This window comes from Riemerella anatipestifer (genome assembly GCF_009932355.1).
GTDB classification, from domain to species: Bacteria; Bacteroidota; Bacteroidia; order Flavobacteriales; family Weeksellaceae; genus Riemerella; species Riemerella anatipestifer_E.
Genome location: NZ_LEKU01000015.1, coordinates 1 through 23,534, shown reverse-complemented (window position 1 = coordinate 23,534; position 23,534 = coordinate 1). Strand labels below are relative to the sequence as shown.

Annotated in this window: 22 protein-coding genes and 1 pseudogene; 9 read left to right on the top strand and 14 right to left on the bottom strand. The window is 35.0% G+C overall.

Annotated features, from left to right (window positions below):
• Window positions 1-158: 158 nt before the first annotated feature.
• The 4 genes from GXW81_RS05890 to GXW81_RS05875 form a co-directional block, all read right to left on the bottom strand.
• On the bottom strand, window positions 159-2,069 hold the full coding sequence (locus GXW81_RS05890) for a hypothetical protein (RefSeq protein WP_161531584.1): 1,911 nt from the start codon (window positions 2,067-2,069) through the stop codon (window positions 159-161).
• Between the two features lie 36 nt (window positions 2,070-2,105).
• On the bottom strand, window positions 2,106-2,762 hold the full coding sequence (locus GXW81_RS05885; protein WP_161531583.1) for a hypothetical protein: 657 nt from the start codon (window positions 2,760-2,762) through the stop codon (window positions 2,106-2,108).
• A gap of 161 nt (window positions 2,763-2,923) precedes the next feature.
• Complete coding sequence (locus GXW81_RS05880; RefSeq protein WP_161531582.1) at window positions 2,924-3,307, bottom strand: HU family DNA-binding protein; 384 nt, start codon at window positions 3,305-3,307, stop codon at window positions 2,924-2,926.
• A gap of 620 nt (window positions 3,308-3,927) precedes the next feature.
• Window positions 3,928-5,100 (bottom strand): proline dehydrogenase family protein, encoded by a 1,173-nt coding sequence (locus GXW81_RS05875; RefSeq protein ID WP_161531581.1) that lies wholly within the window; start codon window positions 5,098-5,100, stop codon window positions 3,928-3,930.
• 154 nt (window positions 5,101-5,254) lie between these two features.
• Here GXW81_RS05875 and aroB point away from each other — a divergent pair, with 154 nt between their 5' ends.
• Window positions 5,255-6,298, top strand: a complete 1,044-nt coding sequence (gene aroB / locus GXW81_RS05870; protein ID WP_161531580.1) for a 3-dehydroquinate synthase — start codon at window positions 5,255-5,257, stop codon at window positions 6,296-6,298.
• Window positions 6,299-6,342: 44 nt separating this feature from the next.
• Here aroB and GXW81_RS05865 read toward each other — a convergent pair whose 3' ends face one another.
• The 9 genes from GXW81_RS05865 to GXW81_RS05825 all read right to left on the bottom strand — a co-directional run bounded on the left by GXW81_RS05865 (window position 6,343) and on the right by GXW81_RS05825 (window position 14,492).
• Window positions 6,343-6,537, bottom strand: a complete 195-nt coding sequence (locus GXW81_RS05865) for a hypothetical protein (RefSeq protein WP_004917483.1) — start codon at window positions 6,535-6,537, stop codon at window positions 6,343-6,345.
• 14 nt (window positions 6,538-6,551) lie between these two features.
• Window positions 6,552-7,154 carry a MarC family protein gene (locus GXW81_RS05860; RefSeq protein WP_161531579.1) on the bottom strand — a complete coding sequence of 201 codons (603 nt, stop codon included), beginning with the start codon at window positions 7,152-7,154 and terminating at the stop codon, window positions 6,552-6,554.
• 45 nt (window positions 7,155-7,199) lie between these two features.
• The gene (locus tag GXW81_RS05855; RefSeq protein WP_260393560.1) at window positions 7,200-8,888 is read right to left on the bottom strand and encodes a BatD family protein; all 1,689 of its coding nucleotides are present in this window, start codon (window positions 8,886-8,888) and stop codon (window positions 7,200-7,202) included.
• Between the two features lie 5 nt (window positions 8,889-8,893).
• Window positions 8,894-9,574, bottom strand: a complete 681-nt coding sequence (locus GXW81_RS05850; protein ID WP_260393559.1) for a tetratricopeptide repeat protein — start codon at window positions 9,572-9,574, stop codon at window positions 8,894-8,896.
• 103 nt (window positions 9,575-9,677) lie between these two features.
• Window positions 9,678-10,685: a VWA domain-containing protein gene (locus GXW81_RS05845; protein WP_161531578.1), complete on the bottom strand. Its 1,008-nt coding sequence runs from the start codon at window positions 10,683-10,685 to the stop codon at window positions 9,678-9,680.
• A 24-nt stretch (window positions 10,686-10,709) separates the two neighbouring features.
• On the bottom strand, window positions 10,710-11,702 hold the full coding sequence (locus GXW81_RS05840) for a VWA domain-containing protein (protein ID WP_161531577.1): 993 nt from the start codon (window positions 11,700-11,702) through the stop codon (window positions 10,710-10,712).
• A complete protein-coding gene (locus tag GXW81_RS05835) occupies window positions 11,695-12,597 on the bottom strand; it encodes a BatD family protein (protein WP_064964760.1) in 903 nt (300 codons plus the stop codon). The genes GXW81_RS05840 and GXW81_RS05835 overlap by 8 nt, the downstream gene beginning before the upstream one ends.
• Window positions 12,594-13,457: a DUF58 domain-containing protein gene (locus GXW81_RS05830; RefSeq protein ID WP_064964761.1), complete on the bottom strand. Its 864-nt coding sequence runs from the start codon at window positions 13,455-13,457 to the stop codon at window positions 12,594-12,596. The genes GXW81_RS05835 and GXW81_RS05830 overlap by 4 nt, the downstream gene beginning before the upstream one ends.
• 30 nt (window positions 13,458-13,487) lie before the next feature.
• Window positions 13,488-14,492, bottom strand: a complete 1,005-nt coding sequence (locus GXW81_RS05825; protein ID WP_064964762.1) for a MoxR family ATPase — start codon at window positions 14,490-14,492, stop codon at window positions 13,488-13,490.
• Window positions 14,493-14,707: 215 nt separating this feature from the next.
• Here GXW81_RS05825 and GXW81_RS05820 point away from each other — a divergent pair, with 215 nt between their 5' ends.
• The 8 genes from GXW81_RS05820 (at window position 14,708) to GXW81_RS05785 (ending at window position 23,373) form a co-directional block, all read left to right on the top strand.
• Complete coding sequence (locus GXW81_RS05820; protein WP_064964763.1) at window positions 14,708-15,172, top strand: DinB family protein; 465 nt, start codon at window positions 14,708-14,710, stop codon at window positions 15,170-15,172.
• Window positions 15,173-15,182: 10 nt separating this feature from the next.
• Window positions 15,183-15,959 (top strand): 23S rRNA (guanosine(2251)-2'-O)-methyltransferase RlmB, encoded by a 777-nt coding sequence (rlmB, locus tag GXW81_RS05815; protein WP_064969387.1) that lies wholly within the window; start codon window positions 15,183-15,185, stop codon window positions 15,957-15,959.
• Between the two features lie 37 nt (window positions 15,960-15,996).
• Window positions 15,997-17,046 (top strand): DUF6263 family protein, encoded by a 1,050-nt coding sequence (locus tag GXW81_RS05810; RefSeq protein WP_064969364.1) that lies wholly within the window; start codon window positions 15,997-15,999, stop codon window positions 17,044-17,046.
• 90 nt (window positions 17,047-17,136) lie between these two features.
• Window positions 17,137-17,358: a hypothetical protein gene (locus tag GXW81_RS10510; RefSeq protein WP_064969363.1), complete on the top strand. Its 222-nt coding sequence runs from the start codon at window positions 17,137-17,139 to the stop codon at window positions 17,356-17,358.
• 25 nt (window positions 17,359-17,383) lie between these two features.
• Complete coding sequence (locus tag GXW81_RS05800; RefSeq protein ID WP_161531576.1) at window positions 17,384-19,909, top strand: YfhO family protein; 2,526 nt, start codon at window positions 17,384-17,386, stop codon at window positions 19,907-19,909.
• The gene (locus GXW81_RS05795; protein WP_154212510.1) at window positions 19,896-21,197 is read left to right on the top strand and encodes a glycosyl transferase family 1; all 1,302 of its coding nucleotides are present in this window, start codon (window positions 19,896-19,898) and stop codon (window positions 21,195-21,197) included. Before GXW81_RS05800 ends, GXW81_RS05795 begins: the two co-directional genes overlap by 14 nt.
• 566 nt (window positions 21,198-21,763) lie before the next feature.
• Window positions 21,764-22,441 carry a hypothetical protein gene (locus GXW81_RS05790; protein ID WP_064969360.1) on the top strand — a complete coding sequence of 226 codons (678 nt, stop codon included), beginning with the start codon at window positions 21,764-21,766 and terminating at the stop codon, window positions 22,439-22,441.
• Window positions 22,442-22,470: 29 nt separating this feature from the next.
• Entirely contained in the window at window positions 22,471-23,373 is a 903-nt protein-coding gene (locus GXW81_RS05785; protein ID WP_154212511.1) for a hypothetical protein, read from the top strand.
• Here the strand turns inward: GXW81_RS05785 and GXW81_RS05780 are convergent.
• Window positions 23,366-23,534 (bottom strand): annotated as a pseudogene (locus GXW81_RS05780) (IS982 family transposase); the annotation flags it as partial. The gene GXW81_RS05785 and the pseudogene GXW81_RS05780 sit on opposite strands and share 8 nt — an antisense overlap.

The window sequence follows — 23,534 nt, the reverse complement described above, 5'->3', positions numbered from 1 at the left end:
GTTAAGGTACAAATACAGCACAAATATAGACCTTAGGTTTTGAATATCCAAAAGAAACAAAACTTTTTTTGAAACAAGTACAACTTCAGCCCAATAGCCCTAGCCTAAAATAAAAAAGCCGCCCCAAACGGACGGCTCTATCTCTAAACAAGACTAGGCTACTTCTTAAGCAACTCTTGCACTAAAGACTTTAGCTCTTCTATCTGTTTTTGCTGAGCTTCTATCTTCTTTTCCTGCTCTATACTATGTAAATACAGCTCTTCTATCTTCTCTACATTGGTAAGCTGGGTAGCCATAAGGTCTATATAACCTTGCTCTTTGATTTTAGAAGCTGACAAATACCCTGGCAAATGCCCATTAGCTTTTACAAAGTCTTCTACTTGGCTAAGGGGTTTAAAGCTATAATCTGTCTTGAGGCTAGAAGTACCTGTATAATACTTTTGGAAGACATAGTCTGGGAAGATAGAAGCACCGTTAGTTCCTATAAAAGCGGAGGCTTTTACTTTACCTGCTACTTCTAGTTTTTCTACTGGTGTATCTACACCTATACCCACATTATCCCCAAAACGAATAGTTCCTAAACCTGTATAAATTGCATAGTTAGAATTTGTACCATTGTTAATATTATCAAGCCATAATCCATACATATTCTTAGGATTAAAACTATCTAAGTTGGCGGCGGCATTTTTGAAAAATTTGAATACTGCAAATGTATCCATATTCACATTACCTCCTACCTCTAGAAATGTTTCATAGCTACTAAAATCTTTTACTGTGGCTCCTGTATCAAAATCCGATTTATTTAAAATCCCATAACCGCGCGTAACACTAGAATTACTATTATATGTTGACAAATTAAATGAAGATGCCAATGCATCAATAGTTGAATTAGGTAGAGCTTCAGTTGAAGATTTCACTCCCAATAAATGTTTTAATGTAGTAGCTGGATAACTACCGCCATCTCGGGTATCATACCAGAATTTACTTCCACTTTGTGCTATTGTATTAACCCCTATGATATAATCATTTGTAGACTTATAGGCAACCGGTATCGCTGTTACACCATAAAGGCTTGTAACTTTTGAGTTAGCCAGTGATGATGGGTACAATGTTGCTCCACTTATAACCTCAGCTACTGGACTAGAACTACCTAAGAAATCACCAACTGATGAACCAATTGATAATCCATTAAGTCTGTCAACAGTAGCGTTTGAGTTTACTACCACATTTACATTGTATCCTGATAAAAAACCTAAATTACCCGTTACATCTTTATCCGTAAACAAAACCGATGCTCCTGCAGAATATGACTTTCCATTAGAGCTAGTATTTTCTGCAGTCTGCATATGAGATTGTTTAATTTCAGAAGCGTGCCCATTGAAAACATAGGATTTATCAAATGTAAATAGATTACCAAACGCTAATTTAGCCTGATTAGGCAAAACATCAGAGGTTATTAAATTCAAATTAGGTATATCTCTTGCACCAGTTAAGTCCGTACCAAGTCTAAATGTATTTCCATTAAAATTAAACTCACCTAGGTTATTATATAATTTTCTATTTCCTTGGTAGCTTACCAAATCTCCTTTAGCATCAGCTGGTTTTAGATAAGTCTCTTGAACTCCATTATTATCTCTCTGAGCCCAAAGTTGGTCATTAGCTTGGGTATCGCTTAGCCTTACCCACTCTCCATTTGCTACGCTACCAGTAGGGAAATTTTGGTTAGGGTTTTTAAAATAGTAGAAACCTCTGGTTAAGTTCTTTCTAATCCCACCTTTGCTAGCATCTGTGGTAGGAGTACCTTCACCAGTATTATAGACTATCATTCCATCAAAGTAGTTTGAGAAATTACCAGGATTTACTAAGTCTGTTTTAAACTCCCATGTTTTTAAATCGGTTGTTGGAAAATACAAGCCTTTTCCTACATTATTATCTGAATTTATATAACCAGACGCATCTAAAAATGGGTTTTGATTTCCTATAGAAGGGTCTGCTCCTGTCTGTATTTTTATTTGTCCGTAAGCTAAAGAACCTACTAATAAACTTGCTGCTATTATTTTATTTTTCATTTGTATTCTTTTTTAGTTCTACCTTATTTTTTGTGATTAATAACTTCCTCCTATGATATACCAATTTGTACCGTCTGACATTAATATATGTCCTTTCCCAGAGAATAATGTACTAGCTCCTACGGGTTTATTTGTATTAAAGTAAGTTACTTGGCTATTATACTGATTATTTACAGAGATAATTTTGTTAGTATAACTTGAGGGGGCAGGCAACTTAATTTGGTCTCCGCTCGTTTGTACTAAAGCAAATGTATTAGGCTTTGCCCACTCTTCAGGGGTTATAGAGGTTACTTCTCTAATATTCCCAGTAATGGTATTTAAAGTTGCTCCATTAGAGTTTCCACCTATTTTTTGCCACTTTTTATCGGTAGCGTCATAGTAGTAGAAACCTTTGCCACTTACATTAGAAATAGTAGTATTTGCTTCACCCGTACCATCAGTAATATAGACTAAGGTAGATTCTGCTACGCCTTCGCCCATTGCTTTCGCTCTTGCAGCCGTAACACTTGGGATTAAAATCCCCTCTTTAGTATTCCCCCCTTCATTAGTTTTGGATATTTTAATTTCCAAGGTGGCATTAGGCTCTGAGGTATTAACACCTACCTTACCATCGTACAATCCTTGTTGCCCATAAGCTACTAATCCTAAACCTAAAAAGGCTAATACACTTAATTTTGTAGTCTTTGTTTTCATAATATTTAATTTTAAAATTGTTAATGATTTTGTTTATTTTTTCTTTGTTATTCTTTGGGTTAAAAATTCCCTAGCGTGGCGTTTAGAATTTCCTAACTAGGGAATTAAGATTTCCTAGCTTGAGAATTACCATTCCCTAGCTAGGAAATTTTTGTGAGTGGCTAGGCTTTCTCAAACTTCAGCGTTTGTAGCATCTTTTTAAGGTCAGACCCTGGGGTAAACAATACTTTTGCTGACTTTACTGCTGCCGAAGTTATTTCCTCTTCCTTAGCCTTGCCCTCACTGCTAAGGCTTACTCTCATACTACCGAGTTCGCCTAGCCTTACAATCTGTCCATCTGAAAGTGAAGTCTGCATCACATCTACGAGTGCATAAAGCACCGCTCTGATGTCGGCTCCACTTACGGTAGAAATCTTTTCAATGTCTTTGGTAAGACCTTCTAGAGTTTTCTCGCCTTGATACACAGGCGAAGCATAGAATTTTTTGTCGCCTCCGCCCGCCACTCCTGGCTGGGCTTTCTGAATGGTTTTGTACTTAATTGACATAATTTATAATATTTAAAGGGTTAGATTTAGATATTGGAGATTAGATGTTAGATGCTGAATATTGGACTTAAGAGTTGAGGTGATACTAAGTTCTAATATCTCACCTCTAAGTTCTAACCTTAAAAAACGCCTTCCCTCTCTAAACACACACAAAACGAGAGGAAAGGCTAAAACAGAAAGAAAGCGAAAGCTCCCTTTCTGAACACTAAAAGCACCCAACAAGAACGACCATGTTATTAGACAAAACAATGGTGCTTTTAGTAAATATTGATGAAAACAAAATTTAGATTGAACTAAACACGAAAAGCCCCCAATAAAAATTGGCGGAATAATATTTTGGTTGAACGATAAAAGTCTAAAGAATTTTCTAGATAATACGACGTATACGCAGGTAATTATCTGTGTGTGTTTACACAATTATTTGGAACTACCAAATTTTTGTGCCACTTTTTTTCACTTTTTTGTATGTCGCTGATAGTGTATCGCATAAATATGGAGCAAACTTATAACCTTTTATGGAAGTGTACAAGTTTTTGGAAGAAAAGTTTTTAAATCTTCTCTACAAAAAAAGCCAAAGTAAAAGGTTTTACTTCGACTTAGTTTATATATTCTGATGGATTTTATCTTTCTGTTTTTCTTCTTTTAAGTTCTCTTTCTATTAGAGATAGCTCCCTACCTGTTTGCCCTGCCACGGAAGTATTTTCTTGAGCTCTTCTCGTAAGGTATGGCACCACATCTTTCACTGGACCGTAAGGCAGATATTTACACGCATTGTATTTTTGGTTTCCTAGGTAGTAAGTGATGTTATCACTCATTCCATAAAGTTGTCCAAAATGGATTTGTTGGAAGTCATTCGGCAGACCTTTTTCTTTCATTCTATCCATCACCAGCTCCGTAGACTTCTCATTATGAGTTCCAAAGAACGCCGAAACTTTGTCTAAATTAGCCATTACAAAATCTATCCCTGCATTATAATTATCATCAGAAGCCTGTTTGGTTGGCTGGATAGGTGATGGGTAGCCCATTTTTTCTGCTCTTTCTCTTTCTTTCTCCATATAAGCCCCTCTAACAAACTTGTAGCCTAAGTAATAACCTTTAGATTTGGCTCTTTCTAAATCTTCGGCTAGATACTCCAATCTTCCTGTTCTATACATCTGAATGGTATTCCACACAATAGCTCTCTCTTTATTATAACGAGATTTCATTTCGTTTACCAAATCATCTACGGCTGTTTGTATCCAAGACTCTTCGGCATCTACCATTACTATCACACCTTTGTCGTATGCTAACTGACAAACTTCTTCGTAGCGTTTCACTACCCTGCTCCATTCTTCTTTTTCTGAACTTGTCAACTCTTTTTTCGCCTGAACTTCAGCATATAAATCTAACCTCCCAAATCCTGTTGGTTTAAAAACTACAAAAGGAATGGCTGGATTCCCCGTAGCGTATAGAATATTTTGTTTTATTTCTTCGCAAGTATGGTCAAAGGCTTGTTCTTCTTCTTTACCTTCTATGGCATAATCAAAGATGCTGCCTATATGACGCTGATACATCTCATTAACTACCTTCTGGCTTTGCTCTCTAGTAACGCCACCACAAAACTGCTGGAATAATGTTTTTTCAACAATCCCCTCCACAAAAGGGAAATTATTCTTAATACTAAAATTAAGAAAGTTTATTCCTACATTAGTCAATTGTGGAAACTTAATCATAGTAAACATCCACTTTGCTTTCTCTAGCTGTTCTGTTGTTTTATCTGCAAAAGCGACTTTGGTATCGTTAAAAAGACTCATTATTAGTTGTTTTTTTATATAACAGCAAATTTATTTAATTTATCCGATTTAAAACTAATTTCTTTATTAAAATTTAAAACACCCTCTTTACAACAATAAAACCATAGACAGCCTACTCCAAAAATATAGTTATCTTTGCTGAAATTTAGCACTTATGATTAGCCGTTTAGATTCCGATTTTAGCAGTCTTAATCAGTTTTTAGAAAAGACCCAACCAAGCCAAATCATCATCTTGGTGGATGAGAACACTCACGAATATTGTCTCCCCACTCTTCTAGGAAATTTACAAACCGATATTCATTTTGAAATTGTAGAGATAGAAGCTGGTGAGGAGAATAAAAACATCGGTACAGCCGTACAAATTTGGGAGATACTTTCGGATTTTAAAGTGGATAGAAAATCATTACTCATTAACCTTGGTGGTGGTGTTATTAGTGATTTAGGTGGTTTTATTGCTTCTACCTACAAACGAGGTTTTAGTTTTATTAACCTCCCAACCACACTCCTCTCTATGTGTGATGCTTCCATAGGCGGAAAAACAGGAATAGACCACCAATATCTTAAAAATATCGTAGGGACTTTTGCACTTCCTGAGCAGATATTTGTCTATACAGATTTTTTAAAAACACTACCTTTTGTTGAATTAAGAAGTGGCTTTGCAGAAATGCTAAAGCACGGTCTAATAGCTGATAGGCAGCATTGGGACGCTCTAAGCTCTATTACCGAGCTCACTCCAGAAAGCGTTGCTCCTTTTATAGAAACTTCTATGAAAATAAAACAAGAGGTCGTAAATAAAGACTTCAAGGAACAAAATGTAAGAAAAACGCTCAATTTTGGACATACTATTGGACACGCTGTAGAAAGCCTTTTTATGGCACTAGAAAAGCCCATCCCTCACGGTGAAGCCGTAGCACTAGGTATGATTACAGAAAGCTACCTTGCCCTTACAGAAGATCTTATAGATAACGAAACTTATCATAATATAGAGAAACATTTGCTTCGTTTTTACCCTTATATTTCTATAAAAGAATTTTCTAACGACAACATTATAACCTTAATGAAAAACGACAAGAAAAACCAAAATGGCATTGTTAATTTCGCACTCATCAATGGGATAGGCAGTTGCTTATTTGATTATAATGTGGAAGAAAAACAAATAATTTCTGCACTTGATTACTACAGAAATTTAGAGAAGTAAATAAAAAAGAGGGCTTTTCAGTTTTGAAAAGCCCTCTTTCAATTTTATTTTTTAGGAGACAGTTTACTCCATGTATTGAGTACAAAAACTAAAAGCACTCCCAACAACGCCGCAGAAATAGAAAATACAAACTTGGTATTCTCATTATCCATAAATCCTAATTCCCAATCTATTGCATAAAGGTTAAGACCTATAAATACAATAAATAATCCTAAAAATATTTTATATACTAGTTTCATACTCATATCACTTTTTAGATATTGATATAATTTGCTATTAGTTGTGCAAAATTAGCTGTAAATAGTTTTATAGAAATAGCTAATAATATAATCCCAAACACCTTTTGGAAAATCATAAGTGTAGCATCTCCAAGTTTTTTCTCTAACCAGTTAGCAGATTTAAGCACAAGGTAAATCACTAAAATATTGAGTAATATACCTATAATAATATTTACAATATGATATTCTGCTCTTAACGAAAGAGTAGTAGTTAGCGTCCCTGCTCCTGCGACCAAAGGAAACGCAATAGGAACTATAGAAGCCGCATTAACTTCTCCTGCCTTATGGATTTCAATTCCTAAAATCATTTCTAAAGCAATCACAAAAATCACAAACGCCCCTGCTATTGCGAATGAGTTAACATCTACCCCAATAAATTGCAAAATTTTATCTCCAATAAAAAGAAAAGAAATCATTAGAATACCCGACACTATAGATGCCTTTTCTGACTCTATATGACCAAACCTTTTCCTTAATGATACAATAACAGGAATAGAACCGATAATATCTATTACCGCAAACAATACCATGAAACTCGTCATTGACTCTTTAAGTGAAAATTCTTCTAAAAATCCCATCTTTATTATTACATTTTTGTGGGCAAAAATAGGAATAAAAAATGATTACACCACCATCTTATTATGCAAATTGATGATTTTGTAATATAATTCGTTTAATTGTTCAGCATCTTTAACAGGAGCGTACTTTTCTATTTCTATATTAGAAACCAATTGCCTATATTCTTCAGCTATAAAATACCCCTTCTTCTCTTCTATCACAGATTGAATATTGATACTGTTTGAATTAAAATAGTGCTGGACTTTTATCTTCATTTTATCAAAAGTATCAAAAAACATTGGGTAGTTTTTATACTCTAGAGATTCTCTTAGAACTCTATAATCATCTTCAAAATCAATTATACTGTAATGTTGTACTTTCAAATCAGATTTTACATCAGCTGCATTACCTTTTTTCTTCAATCTCTTACTCAATAAAAAACCACCTAAAAAGCTACTTAACAACAGTAACCCTCCTAGAAGATACCATTTAGTATTTTCAGAGCTTTTAAAAGTTTCATTTTTAATTTTAGGTAACTGTACGGTTTCTAAGACATAGTTGGTATTGTCTATCACTTTATCCAAAGTGTTAGTTTTTACTTTATCTAGACTATCGGAAGCCACCAAAACATTCACTTCATTAAGTTCTAATGTGTGATAAGATTCTTTTTTAGGGTCAAAATAAACCAACGGCTCCAATTCTAGTTTTATATCACCAAGTACATTAGGCACTACTAAATATTTAGCCACTAAACTCCCCTTCATTCCGTGCTGGGTAACGGCTATATTTTTTATGATTTTTGGAGAATAAACCTTGTAGTCTTTACTAGGCACAAGCGAAGGAAATTGCAATCTATCCAAATTCCCTACCCCTTTTAAACGTACCGTAAAATAAAACGGCACTCCCTTTTTGACTCCTTTTGCAACACTATCTGACTCTATTTTAAACTGCCCAACTGCATTTTTGAACCCAACAGGAGCCTCTTTTGGTAATGGTTTAACTCTTATAGCATTTTTTGAGTTAGCATATATAACCTCATCTTTCCCCGTTCCTGCTACCTTAGCAGAAATTTTAGAAAGCTCTAACTGACCAGATTTTTCAGGAAACATTACATAAACTCCCAACACTTGAGACAAAAGTATATTCCCCTCTAACGGTTCTATATCGTCTGATCTCCCTGATATAAGATAAAATCTATTCGTTCCGTCTTTTGGAAGTTTAATATCATGGATTCTTTGAAAATAGTCTATATTCTTAGCATACGCTTTGAGTTCTACCACCGCTCCTTGATGCTGATAAACAGAGTGATTTTTAATCTGTAGTTTTAGTTGAATATCATCAGAAATCTTATTATTACTCAACGCCTCTCTTCCTGTTACAGATACTTCAAACGGCTCTGTTTTATATATTTTCCCATTTACAGTTACCAAAGCACTCCCAATCTTTAGTTTACCTGTTTTTTTGGGTGCTATAAGTATTTGATAAACAATCTGGTCTACCGTAATATTTTTATCAGGGTCTAAGAAGGTATTTCTAGAGGAACCATCGCTTAAAACTTCAAATTTTGAAAGGTCGGGCAACCTTATGAGAGATTCTTGTCTGTATTCGTTACCATTAAGCTCTAGCATTATTGTAAATAATACAGGCTCATTTGCTTTGACTTCTTTGGTATTAGTTTCTGCATAAAAAGAGACTTGCCCGTACAATTTTACGGACAATAAGAATAGTAATATACTCCAAAACTCCTTACGCATTATGACTACCAATCCTTTTCATTACTTTTGGGGTCTATATATGAATTTTTATTAAGAATTCTTCTTGCAGCATCTCGTTCCTTGCTTTCCAAGCGTTGCATAATTCTATTTTCTTCTTCCTTAGACATTCCTCTTTTGTTTTCAGAGCTATTATTATCAGGTTTAGGTGTCTGTCCTGCACCCTGACCTTTATCTTTCTCATTAGCTCCACCGTCTTTATTTTTATCTGAATTTTGAGGCGACTCTTGTTCAGATTTTTTTTGCTGATTATCTTGTGATTTATCCTGCTCCGAATTTTGATTTTGAGATTTATTATTCGATTTTGATTGATTCTTCTCCTTTTGTTTTAACTTAGAAATATTATAATTCTTTCTTATAGACTCATTGTAAGGGTCTTGTTGTAAAGCTTTCTTGTAGAACTCAGCGGCTTTATCATAATTTTGAGCCTTCATTTCTGCATTGCCTAAGTTGTACAAAGATGCCATTTTATCTTCCTTGGTTTTCGCTAGAGATAAAGCTTTCTGGTACTCTGCCTTTGCTTCAGAATACATTTCTCTCTTATACAAAGTATTACCTAAATTATAATGACCACCGAAGTCTTGCTTCTTTTTAATAGCCTCTAAAAAGTAAGACGAAGCTTTATCATAGTTTTTAGAATCATATTCTCTATTTCCCTTATAGGACAAAGCATTGTAACTACCCTGCCCTTGCAAGATACAGATACAAAAGAGAGTTAAACAAAAACTAATAAATAGATTCCTAGTCATTTACTATGCAAAAATAACGATTTTAAATGTTAAAATCCCGCTTAGGATTTGTTAAATAAATGATAAAAAATAAAAGCAAAGACACCGCCAAAAAGTATTGATAGTAATGTACTCCTGTTTGAGATTTCACAAAACTTTCTGTTGTAGAAGATTGTTTTTTAAGATTTTCTAAAATCTCATTAACCGCTTTATCTATATGATTACCATCAATATAAATCCCTCCTGTCTTTTCAGAAATATTTATTAAAGCCTGAGTTTGTCTTTTAGAAATTACCGTTTCCCCCATTAGACTAGACTTATATCCCATCAATTGTCCAAAAATATATTCGGGAATTGGAGCACCCTCCTCTGTACCTACACCTACGGTAATAACTTGTATTCCATTAGATTGAGCTTCTTTTATAGCTGCAACTTCATTACCTTCGTTATCTTCACCATCACTTATCAGTACTATCCTGCCAGACCCTTTGGAAACGGTCTTAAATTTAGAAACCGCCACCTGCATTGCTTTATAAAAATCTGTCCCTTGTATAGACACTGCCGAAGTCTCTAATCCAGAAACGAAAGATTCCGCCGCCAAATAGTCCGTAGTTAATGGCATTACAGAAAATGCCTCTCCCGCAAAAACAGCCAAACCTACCCTATCATTAGTCATTTTTTGCATAGATGATATTACAATATTTTTCGCTAACGAAAGCCTATCTGGAGCAACATCTTGAGCATTCATAGAGTTAGAAACATCTACAAGAAACATTACATTATTCATTTTTTGCTGTACTTTAATTTCTTCTTTCCCACCCATTAAATCCATCATCGCAAAAATTAAAAACAAAAACGCCACAAAATACATCACCAAGAAAAACTTAGGATACCATTTTGTTTTTTCAAATAGTGTACTCTGAAAGCGTTCATCTGCAAAATAGCCTCTAACCCTTTCTTTCCATTTTAAATAACGAAACAAAAGATACCCCAATAATGGTAACAAAAGCATCAATAATGCATACCAATAATTACCCAAATACCAATCCATCACTATAACATAAAGTTTCTCTTGTTAATTTAATACTCTAAACACCCTCCATCTCAACAAAGCATCTAAAACTAAAGTTACCAATGCTATCCATAAAAACCACCTGAAATACTCTTGATAATTGTAAATTTTAGAGGTTTTAATATTAGATTTTTCTAAAGTGTCTATTTCTTCGTAAATCTGCTTTAAACTCTCATTAGAGGTAGCTCTAAAATACTTACCTCCTGTAATTTGGGCTACATCTCTCAGAAGATATTCATCTATTTTCACTTGCTCCTCTGTAAACACCAAATTACCAAAAATATCTTGTTGCGTAGGCATCAGTGTCAAACCATTACTCCCAATACCTATGGTATAGACTTTAATATCATTATTTCGTGCCAGTTCTGCCGCTGTCAGTGGAGACATAGCATTGTCTATGGTATTTACACCATCTGTCATCAAAATAATGATTTTTGACTTTGCTTTAGATTTTCTTAAATGACTCACAGCTACCGCCAAACCATCGCCGATATTAGTTCCACCTTCCAAATCCATCGGGTTAAAACTCATCAATTCTTCCTCTGCTATCCTATGATCCGAAGTCAAAGGCACTCTCATCAACGCCTCTCCAGAATATTCTACTAAGCCTATCCTATCCGTAATTCTCTGCTTAATGAAAGTCCTTGCAATCTCTTTGAGAGCCGTTAATCTATCAGGTTTTAAATCTTTAGCCAACATACTCAGCGACACATCTATGGAAAGCACAATATCCATACCTTTAGTCTCGTCCCTATCTTCCGAAATACTGAAAGTCCTAGGTCTTGCTATCGCCAAAATAAGAGCCGAAAGAATAATATATTTAGAAACTCTGAGTAGCCACAACACCGCTCCAAAATAAGAAATCACTTGCATATTCTTAGTAGAAGACACAGCAACTCCTTTTCTTTTCTTATGACTTAAATCTCTAAAAACAAGAGGTATAAAACCTAAAAAAAGTAATAAAAACCAAGGATTATGAAACTCAAAATTAAACATCTCTCCTTAAGTTTTCAAATTCTATATCTTGATATGAACGTTTCACAAAATCCACTATTTTCTGATAGTCGGTTTCCATTAAATCGGCATCAGGAATGGTTTTAGCAAACTTTACCAAATCTCCTCTCAAAAAGACTTCCTCTATCACTTTTTCATTTTCTATGGATATTTTAGAGTCTTCTTTCATTAAAGCCAACAAATCATCTGTTAATAAAACTTCCGCAGGAATATGGTACTGCTCTTGTAAAAAAGTTCTGCTAATCTCTATAAGTTCCACATAGAAACTTCTGTAATTACCCGACTGTATATACTTTTTCTTCTTTAATAATTCTAGTGCTTTTAGGGTTTTATTAGTTGGTAATTTAGCCTCTGCCGATTTTTTTCTTCCATATTTAATAAAGAACACTATCAGAAATACCAACGCTAAAAAGCCCAAAATACCCAACACATAATATTTATACAACTCCCAATAATCTCTTACTCCAAGCTCTACCTGCTTGTTATTCATAATATCCTTCACCTCATCTCCTTGTTGAGCTGTATTTACCACTTGTATTTCGTAAGGTATCGTTGTTTGTACCTGCCCTCCAATTTTGAATTCCAAAGGTGGAATCTTAAAAGTTCCTTCCTCAAAAATGGCAAACTCTATCAGCCTCGTGTATTGGTCTTCTTTTTTATCTATATCATCTTTAATTTCTTCAAAATGAAAGGGTAACAACTCATTTTTAGGAGCAGACACTACATCTTTCCCTTGAAGACCATTGATGGTTATTTTAAGCACCGTAGGCTCTCCCATTCCTACTTTATTTTTTGTAAGACTAGAAGAAAGTGTTTGAGCCCCAAAGCACTGTAAAAAAAATACTGCTATATATGTATAAATTATTCTTAATTTCATCTCCTTTGGAAATATTGATATAATGCTCGTGTATAATCAGCACCTGTTTTAAGGTCTATAAAATGGGCAGAACTTTTATCAAAAGTTTCCTTCATCTTTTTTAAATTCTGCTTTTGCTCTTCCGCAAAGTGGTATCTAAACCTTCGGTTAGAAGTGTTCACCCAGATATTTTCTCCTGTTTCTACATTTTGAAAAAATACATATCCCACATCTGGAATTTCGTTATCCTTATCATCTGCCACCCTTATTCCTAATAGTTGATGCTTTCTTGATGCTACCTTTAATGTTTTCTCATCTATCTCATCATTAAAATCGGATAGTAAAAACAAAAACGATTTCTTCTTAAAAACATTCATCACATATTCTAAAGCTACATCTATATTAGATTTCGCAGGTACATAATCTGCTGACAAAATTTGACTCAAAATGGCTAAAATATGCTTCCTACCTTTCTGTGGCGGAATGACTTTATATACTTTATCTGCAAAAAGTACCACACCTACCTTATCATTATTTCCTACTGCCGAAAATCCTAAACTAGCACAAATCTCTGCTACAAATTCTTTCTTTAGTTGAACCTTTGTTCCATAATCCATAGACGCAGAAATATCTACCAATAGCATAATAGTAAGCTCTCTTTCCTCCTCCATCACCTTAACAAAGGGTTCTTTGAAACGAGCAGTTTTATTCCAGTCAATCCTTCTAATATCATCTCCAAACTGATATTGCCTCACTTCAGAAAAAGCCATTCCCTGCCCTTTAAAAGCACTATGATACTGCCCCATAAGTGCTGCATCTATCCTTTTTTTGGTGCGAATTTCTATCTGCTTAACCTTCTTTATGATGTCTTTTACCTGCATCTATTTTTCTGTATCAAATAAAATAAAGTTTTATGGAGCTTGAACTCTAGCTAAAACTCTATCTACAATTTCATCTGTAGTGATATTTTCGGCTTCAGCTTCAAAACTCAATCCAATTCGGTGTCTTAAAACATCTTTTGCAATCTCTTTAACATCTTCTGGAATCACGAAAGCTCTTCCTTTAATAAAGGCTATTGCACGAGATGCCACCGCTAAACCGATAGATGCTCTAGGAGACGCACCAAAACTGATATAATCTTTTAAATCGGATAAGCCATAACGCTCAGGAAAACGAGTTGCAAAGACCATATCCAAAATGTATTTCTCTATTTTTTCGTCCAAATAAATTTTATTGATAAGTTGTTTTGCTTCTGAAATTTGCTCCAAAGATACCACAGGAGTTACCTTAGGAATATCTGATGTAGACACCATTCTCATCACCACTCTTTCGTCCTCAAATTCAGGATATTCTATTTTACATTTTAGCATAAAACGGTCGGTTTGTGCTTCTGGCAAAAGGTAAGTTCCTTCTTGGTCAATAGGGTTTTGCGTTGCCATTACAAGAAATGGTTTTGGCAACTGTAATGTTTCATCACCTATGGTTACCTGCTTTTCTTGCATCACTTCCAATAGTGCCGATTGCACCTTTGCTGGAGCACGGTTAATCTCATCAGCCAACACAAAATTAGCAAACACGGGACCTTTCTTTATAGAAAAATCATTCTCTTTAACATTATAAATCATTGTACCTACCACATCTGCAGGTAGAAGGTCTGGCGTAAACTGTATCCTTGAAAACTGTCCTTGTAAGGCTTCCGAAAGTGTTTTTATAGCCAAAGTTTTTGCCAAGCCAGGCACGCCCTCTAAAAGGATATGCCCATTACCCAAAAGCCCTACTAGCAATCTATCCACCATATAAGACTGCCCTATAACCACTTTCCCCATCTCTTCTTTTAAGAGCTTAAAATGATAGTTCTGAACTTGAATCTGTTCAGTTAAAATCTTTATTTCTTCCGCTTGATGTAATTCTGCCATTTTTATTCAAAAATATTTGGTAAAAGTGCAATAATTCGAGAATATTTTCAAAATAAATTAAGCTAAATTTGTGTTAAAGTTTGTTAAATTAAATCCTTTATTCATCGTACTTAACCAAGCTCTCCCTAGAAAATAGTTAATTTATAATAAAACTTTGGCATTTTCAACTAATTAAACTATTTTTGAGGATTAAATACATTTTTAATAAAGTTTAAATGAACTATCATTTTTCTAACCATAAAGCTGTCAGAAAAAATCTATTAGAAGTACTGCAAAGCTCTCCTTTGGAGCAATTGCTCATAATTCCTGATGGATTTAATAATAACATCTATTGGAACATTGCTCATTGTGTAGCCACTCAACAGTTGTTGCACTACTATCTTAGTGGCAACCCTTTTCGGATAGACTCTTACTGGATAGAACGATACAAAAAAGGCACACTCCCAAACTTAGATGTAAAGGATTCTGAAGTAGAGGATTTAGGATTTCTACTATCCGAGACTTCTAGAGTTTTAATGAAAGACTATGATGATGGTCTATTTTTGGACTACTCGCCATATTCCACCAGTTTTGGGATAGATATTAAAAGTATCAAAGAAGCCATTATATTCAACAACTTACACGAAAGCTTGCACTACGGCTATATATTAGCACAGAGAAGAGCATTGATGATTGACTAAACAACAGAAAATGAAGCAAGATTATACATCGCACCAAAAAAATAACGATAAAAAAGAAGATTTCATCTTCGGTTTAAGACCTGTAATAGAAGCCATAGAAGCAGGTAAAACCATAGATAAAGTATTCTTACAAAATGGGTTACAAGGGAGCATTTATGCCGAACTTAAAGCACTTTTAGCAAAGCATAAAATCCGTCCTAACTATGTACCCATAGAAAAGCTCAACCGTTTTACGAGAAAAAATCATCAAGGCGTGGTGGCTTTTATTTCAGATATTCCTTTCCATAGTATAGAAGCGGTACTCCCTGAAATATTTGAACAAGGTAAAACACCTTTCTTAGTCATTTTGGACAGACTAACTGATGTTAGAAACTTCGGAGCCATTTGTAGAACCGCAGAATGTGTAGGCGTAGATGCCATCATCATTCCAGAGAAAGGTGCTGCTCCCATCAACTCAGATGCTATTAAAACTTCTGCTGGAGCCCTATACAATGTTAAAATATGTAAAGAAAAAAATCTAGCTCACACCGTAGATTTCCTTCAACAGTCGGGGGTTTCTGTATTTTCTGCAACCGAAAAAGCGGAACAACTAATCTATGATGTGGATTTTAGAATTCCTTTTGCCCTAGTAATGGGGAACGAGGAAAAAGGCATCTCTAAAGAAGTACTTCACCATTCTGACGAAAAAATAAAACTACCAATAGAAGGTAAAACGCAATCCCTAAATGTGTCCGTAGCTTGTGGTGCTATCCTGTACGAAGTGGTAAGACAGAGAATGGGACTTTAAAATTAAAATAACACAACTAAAATTTGAAATATTTAAAATGATTAAAAAAATAATTGCACTTAGCATCGTTGCATTCGCATTAACATCTTGTAAAAAAGACAAAGAAACCAAAGTGGTTATCAATAAAGAAACAGGTAAAGCTGAAACCATTACAGTAGATACTCCGCAGGAAGAAGGAGCTAAAATTCCTGAGGCAAAACCTGCCATCGCTGATTCTGCTGGAATATATTCTTTATCTTTTAAACTAGAAAAAGGTAAAACTTATCCTTTAACTTCCTTTCAAAAAGATGTTACTACTGTAAAAGACCCTTCTGGGAAAAGCATTAGTGGTACACAAGAAATGACCGATGAAATTACGTTTACCGTAAACGATTTTGTTAATGGCACTTACGATATTACCGTAAACCTCGTAGGAAAAGTTAATAAATCTTCTTCCCAAGGCAAAACAGTAGTTATTGATACCAAACAAGCTGCACCAAAAGAGGAACAACTAAAAGGTATGTGGACGGTAAACAAAGCTCTTTCTGGTAACAAACTCCAAATGAAAATGGACGAAAAGGGGAATGTTATTTCTATTTCGGGATTTGATGCAGTTTATAAAAAGGTGGAACAAAACATCACTAGTCTTATCAAAGATGCCAAAGAAAGAAAACAATTTATGGACGGTTTCAAGCAAGGGTTTAATGAGAAAATGTTTAAGGAACAATTTACTCAAAGCCTTAACATTCTGCCTAAAAAAGGAGTTAAAATAGGCGAAACTTGGACAGAAACCGATAATTTAACACCTGACGGAAAGCTAAAAATCAGTACCACTTATAAACTAGAAAAAGTAGCTGATGGAAAGGCAGAAGTAAGCATAAAAGGTGGCATTCCAAAAAAATCTGACTCTAAAAAGCAAGAAGGTATCACACACAGCATTAGTGTAGAAGGTTCTCAGAATGGTAAAATTATTTTAGATGCCAACACAGGTTGGATTCTTTCGTCTAAACAAAATATGACTACTACACAAAAGGAAAGTTTATCTGATGGTAAACAAAGCCAAACGATGACGCAGACCACACAGTCTAGCATTACGCTTAATCCTTAATCATATTATAAATACACCTATTCTATTACTTTAGTGTAGGTGTATTTTGATTTTTTTAACTCTTTAAAACCGTATTATTTACAACAAATTATGCAATATATTTTAAAGATAATTTTGACTACTATTGTTATATTTTTTGTTTGGAATATCCTAAAACGGTTATTCTTTAACAAATTCTATAATTATTTTCCTCATCAGAAAGCTCAAAATCAATCACAATCTCAAAGTCAATCTCGGCAAAAAAGCACTTCCAAAAAGAGCAATATAAAATGGGAGGCCGAAACCGTAGATTATGAAGAAATAAAGGAATAATACGCTACAAAATTCACGAAGTGATATGAATCTGAAAAACAAAAACATCATTTTTATCATTGGCAGTTTGGTTATTTTTGTGCTAATCGCTGTACTTTATGCCAATCCTATTATCTCTGGTAAACAGCTTATGCAACCCGATATTGTGCACTACAAAGGCGGTGCAAAAGAGCTATTAGATTATAGAGCTAAATACGGTACTGAAACCTATTGGAGCGATGCTATGTTTGGCGGAATGCCGACCTACCAAACAGGTGCACAGTTTAGAGGCGACCTTATAAAACAGGTGGATAATCTCTTAAACTTCCTTCCTAAACCAGCCAATTATCTGTTTTTGTTGTTTTCAGGATTTTTCCTACTGGGTATGGTAACCGTGAGAAATTGGAAGTACGCTTTACTTGGAGCTTCGTTTTTTGGGCTATCTACTTATTTTTACATCATCATCGCTGCTGGGCATAATGGTAAGGTACACACTGTAGCCTATTTTGCACCTCTACTTGCAGGTATTCTATTAGTGTATATCAGGAAAAAGTACATTTTAGGATTCATTGTTACCGCTTTGTTTATGGGGTTACAGATAGCAGCAAATCATATCCAAATGACCTACTACCTATTTATAGCATTAGGATTTCTGTTTATTTCAGAACTTGTTAGAGCCATTAAAGGCAATACCACTTGGAAACACTTCGGTATTTCTTCTGGTGTACTAGCCCTTGCTATTGCTTTAGGGGTAGGTATGAATGCTCAAAGGCTCATGGCAAATGCCGAATATGTTAAGGAAACCGTAAGAGGAAAGCAAATTCTAAACACCGAAAAAGGCAATACTGAAAAGTCTGGTATGGATAAAGAAAGTATTACCATGTGGAGTTACGGAAAGCTAGAAACATTCAACCTATTTATTCCTAGACTTATGGGAGGCGGAAGCCAAGAAAAAGACTCGGAACGAATGATGGGGCGTATCCAAGAACTTGTACAAGAAAATGCAACCTCACAAGAGGAAGTTAATAATATCATTAAAGGGCTTAGTAGTCCTACCTATTGGGGAGACCAGCCTATGACTTCTGGACCTGCCTATCAGGGTGCCGTGGTTTGTTTCCTTGCAGTGTTAGGATTTGTGTTTGCTAGAAAAAAATACAAATATTGGATTTTGGGAGCGTCCGCCCTCACGATTATGTTGGCTTGGGGACATCATTTTATGCCACTTACCGACTTTTTTATAGAATATGTTCCGCTCTACAACAAATTTAGAGCACCATCTTCTATCCTAGTTGTGGTAGAACTTTTATTTCCGCTCATTGGGATTTTAGGTTTGTATCAGTTTTTTAAAAATCAAAATTTTTCCAAAGAGTTAAAACAAAAGTACCTCATCTATACTACGGCTTCTGTGTTAGGATTTACGGTGATTTTACTCGTAGGAGGCAAATCTCTTTTAAACTTTTACAATGATACCGAAAAGACCTATCTCCCACCCTATCTACTCAATTATCTACAAGACGAAAGATGGCAGTTTTTCCGAGCAGATGCTATAAAAGCAATATTATATGTAGGCATTACGGCGATAGTGCTTTGGCTTAGTTTAAAGGGAAAATTATCTCAAAATATCGCTTTAGTTATCATTGGTTTGGTAAGTTTATTTGATTTATGGACAGTAAATCAGCGTTATCTTAACAGCAGTAATTTTGTAGATAAAACCTTCGCAGAAAACCCTTTCCAAACAGAAAACAACGACTATCTTATAGGAAAGGCAGGAGACAATCCTTACATACAAGGACTTCTTTCTCAAGTGAACATCAATAAAACTTTAGAAACTTTAGCCGAAAAAGATAAAAGTCATTACCGAATTTTCAATAATACTTTAGGAACTTTTGGCGAAACTAATACTTCTTATTTCAAAGCCTCTATTGGAGGTTATAGTGCCGCTAAACTGAGAAGATATGATGATTTAATCAACGAATATTTTAGCAAACAAGACACCGTAGCATTACCAAAAATACTGAATATGCTTAATGCTAAGTATTTTGTGGTAGGTAGTGCAGACAATCCACAAGCCTATCCTAACCCTGATGCTAATGGCAACGCTTGGTTTGTTTCTGATATTTTATGGGCTAATACGCCTAACGAGGAAATTAAAGCTATCGGCACAATAGACAACAAAAGAACAGCCGTGGTAAGCACCGAAGACAAAAGCTACTTTAATGGCAAAAACATTCAGCCTGATAGTACCGCCTATATCCAGCTTATCCAATATCAGCCAAACGAAATACAGCTTAAGAGCCAGTCTAAAACACCTCAACTTGCGGTAATCTCCGAAATTTACTACCCAAAAGGTTGGAAAATGTTTGTGGACAATCAGGAAGTTCCTTATATAAAGGCGAACTACCTTCTTAGAGCCGTTTATGTTCCTGCGGGACATCATACCATCAAAATGGTTTTTGACCCTGAAGTTCTGCACAAAGGTAAACTGTGGTCTTATGGTGCTTTTGGACTATTCATCTTACTAAGTATCTTGGGAATTTTAAAACTCTACAAAGAGCAGAATGCCACAGCCTAAAAAAACACTCATCATCTCTTATTACTGGCCTCCCGCGGGAGGTCCAGGTGTGCAACGATGGCTCAAATTTGCCAAATACCTCCCAGAGTTTGGGTGGCAACCTACCTTATTTGTTCCAGAAAACCCAAGCTATCCTTTATTAGACAACAGCCTGCTAAAGGAAATACCAAAGGACATTGATATTATAAAAACAAAAATCTGGGAGCCTTACCAAATTGCCGAAAAACTCAACAAAAACAACAAAAAATTTAAAACAGGGCAGTTTGATATTGGCACTAATCAAAGTTGGAAATCTAAACTTTCTATTTGGATAAGAGGAAATTTTTTCATTCCTGATGCTAGAGTATTTTGGGTAAACCCTTCAGTGAAGTTTCTAAAAAAGTATTTGGAGGAACATCATTTTGACGCCTTAGTAACCACAGGACCACCACACTCCCTGCACTTAATTGGGCTTAAACTCAAGAAAGAGTTCCCAAAATTAAAATGGATTGCCGATTTCCGTGACCCTTGGACAGAAATATCCTACTACAAACACCTTAAACTCTCTAAAATAGCCGATAGAAAACATCGAGAACTGGAGCAGAAGGTATTTAACCATGCAGATATTACCCTTGCTACCAGCTATACCGATGCCGAAAACTTTATAAAAAAAGGAGCAAATGCGGTGTGTATTACCAATGGTTACGATTCTGAAGCCCTCAATACCACCGAAAGAAAGCCTAAAACTAAATTTACATTAAGCTATATTGGGGTATTAGAGCAACTGCGAAATCCTGAAATACTATGGGAAACACTGAACGAACTACTTAATGAATCTACCGATTTTAAAGCCGACTTTGAGCTAAAACTGGTGGGTAGAATTGATGCCAAAATATCCGAAAGTTGGGAGCACACGCCTCTTAAAAACCACATTAACGATTTAGGATACCTCCCACACCATAAAGCCGTGGAAGAGATGCATCATTCTACACTACTTCTGATAACCAACTTCCCACAAGAGACTTCTAAAGGGATTATCCCTGGTAAAATATTTGAGTATCTTGCTTCTGGAAATACCATTATTTCCTTTGGACCTGCCCAAGCTGATGTAGAAAAGATATTAGAAGAAACCCAAACAGGTAAACATTTTTCTTACCAAGACAAAGCCTCTCTAAAGCAGTATTTATTACAGCAATACCAACTTTGGAAGCAAACCGATTTTACTAAAACTCCACAAGATATTTCTGCTTTTTCTAGAAAAAATTTAGCCCTGTCTTTAGCAAAATTATTGGATAATGGTATCCTCTGAAAGAAAAAACAAGCTCCTAAAACTTGCATATCTAAAAAATAGCTTATACATTTGTCCCAGTTTTATGGCCCACTATATCAAAAACATACAACTAAGTGTAAAAAAGTACCTCAATTATTTGGTTGTTCCAAATAATTGTGTACACACACACAAATAGTACCGTGCCTACGCGTTCTATTATATTACTTTTTATATAGATTTTCATCGTTAATCATTAGTCCTAAATTTGGGCTTAATAGACTTCTTCCAACAACTTTTGTTGGGGGCTTTTGGCGTTTATCCTATTCTAATTTTAGCTTTCATAAATACATGCTAAAAGCACCATTGTTTTGTCTAATAATATGGTCGTTCTTGTTAGGTGCTTTTAGTGTTCAGGGGGAGTATTTTGCTCTTTCTGTATTAGCCTTTCCTCTCGTTTTGTGTGTGTTTAGAGGGGGAAGGCGTTTTTTTAGGTTAGAACTTAGAGGTGAGATATTAGAACCTAGTATCACCTCAACCCTTAAATCTAAAGTCTAAAATCCAATATCTATAAACTTTAAATATCAACAATTTTAAAATTAAATTTTATGACAACAAAAACGACAAAATTGAGTGTATTCGCCTTTTTAGGTTTAGGCTTAGTAGCTTACGGACAATACAATGGTAAAGTGGGTATCAATACTCCTTATCCTAATGCAACATTAGAGATTCAAATATCTGATGCTAACAAAAGTGGAAATACCAAAGAGGGGATTTTAATCCCAAATGTAAGTGCAGACAGAGCCGAAAATATGGGTACAGGGCTAGAAGATGGTACTTTATTATTCATTGGTTCTGGGGCAGCTAATGCTACAGGTACTACATCTAATTACAATGGTAAAGGGTTTTACTACTTTGATAAAACTGCTATTAAGTGGGTAAAAGTAGGAGCGGCTTCTACAACTAAAGAGTTTACCGCAAGATTGGGACAAACGGTATCTCCAAGTTATGAGTGGACAAAAGAAGGAGGAATTTCTTCTGGTAAAGAAATAGGTTTAGCTGATTTCTATGAGTTTACAACTAATGCAGGAGCGTTAAAACTCCCAGCACCTAGTGCACATAAAGGAGCAATTATTCACTTTAAAAATTCTACAGGGGGGACGCTTAACTATACAGGGACTAATGGGGTGGATTTCCCATCAGAAACCTCATCTATTACTGCAAGTTCAGCTCAAATGGTTTGGTCTGATGGAGCTAAATGGTATCTTATAGGAGGTAGAAACTAGTCATTTATTAACATAAAAAAACAGACAAAATGAAAAAAATAACAATACTGGCATTAGCATTAGGAACTTGTACAATAGCTCAAGCCCAAGTACTATCCAATGGAGAAATTTCTAAAAGCTTATTTGATACCAATTACTTTCTTGATGCAAGTAATTTTCAAGGTCAAGCAGATGTTTCTAAAGGAAAGTTGTTAGGTTTTCCTAAAACCGATTTAACACAGTTTAAGTTTGATTTAAAGGTGGTTACCGATGAGGTAACATTATCGGGATTTGATGGTGTAGTGGTTTATAACACCGCTACAGGGAAAACAGGTTCGGACGCTAATACCCAAGGTAAAGTAGTAGATGTAACCCCAGGATTCTACTATTTCTCTAATCCTAATGGAGCTACCAACCAAACAGTTTCTGAAGGAAAATGGGTGAGGCTAAGTGACTCCCAAGCTAACGACCAACTTTGGGCTCAGAGAGATAATAATGGAGTTACGGAAACTTATCTAAAACCAGCTGATGCTAATGGGGATACTGTAGCCTATAAGACAAATACAGGTATGTTTTTAACGAATTTAGGTGGAGGTAATACAACTGATGATATATGGACAAGTGGAGGAATGGGGATACCTACGAATGAAATACCACATTTGACGATAGTTGATTCTAAGGTTTTACCAACCGTATCACATATAGGTTCTACAAATGGCTCTCCTACAGGCGCCTATAGATATGCTTCAAATTTATATTTACTTCAAAATGAGCATGCAGAAAGAAATAATACCACAAGTACAAATAAAAAAAGTTATTTAGGAAATAGCTTTAGATTAATTACAGCAGATAATCTTACAACCAGTAATATTTCTAGTATAGAAGGAAGTGAGTTTACAACTGCTTTAAGATCAAATATTACTATAGAAAGACTCGTTGTGCATTTTAAATAATACTGATTTTTAGATGATTTAATTTTCTTTGGAAGATAAATTTATTGATATATTGAATAACCGTTGCGGCGGTTATTTTACTGATTATCCTTGTTTTAAAGCCTTCAAAAGTTTTAGCATAGTTTCTTTTAATCATAAATTGGTCGCAAAGTTGAGAGAAA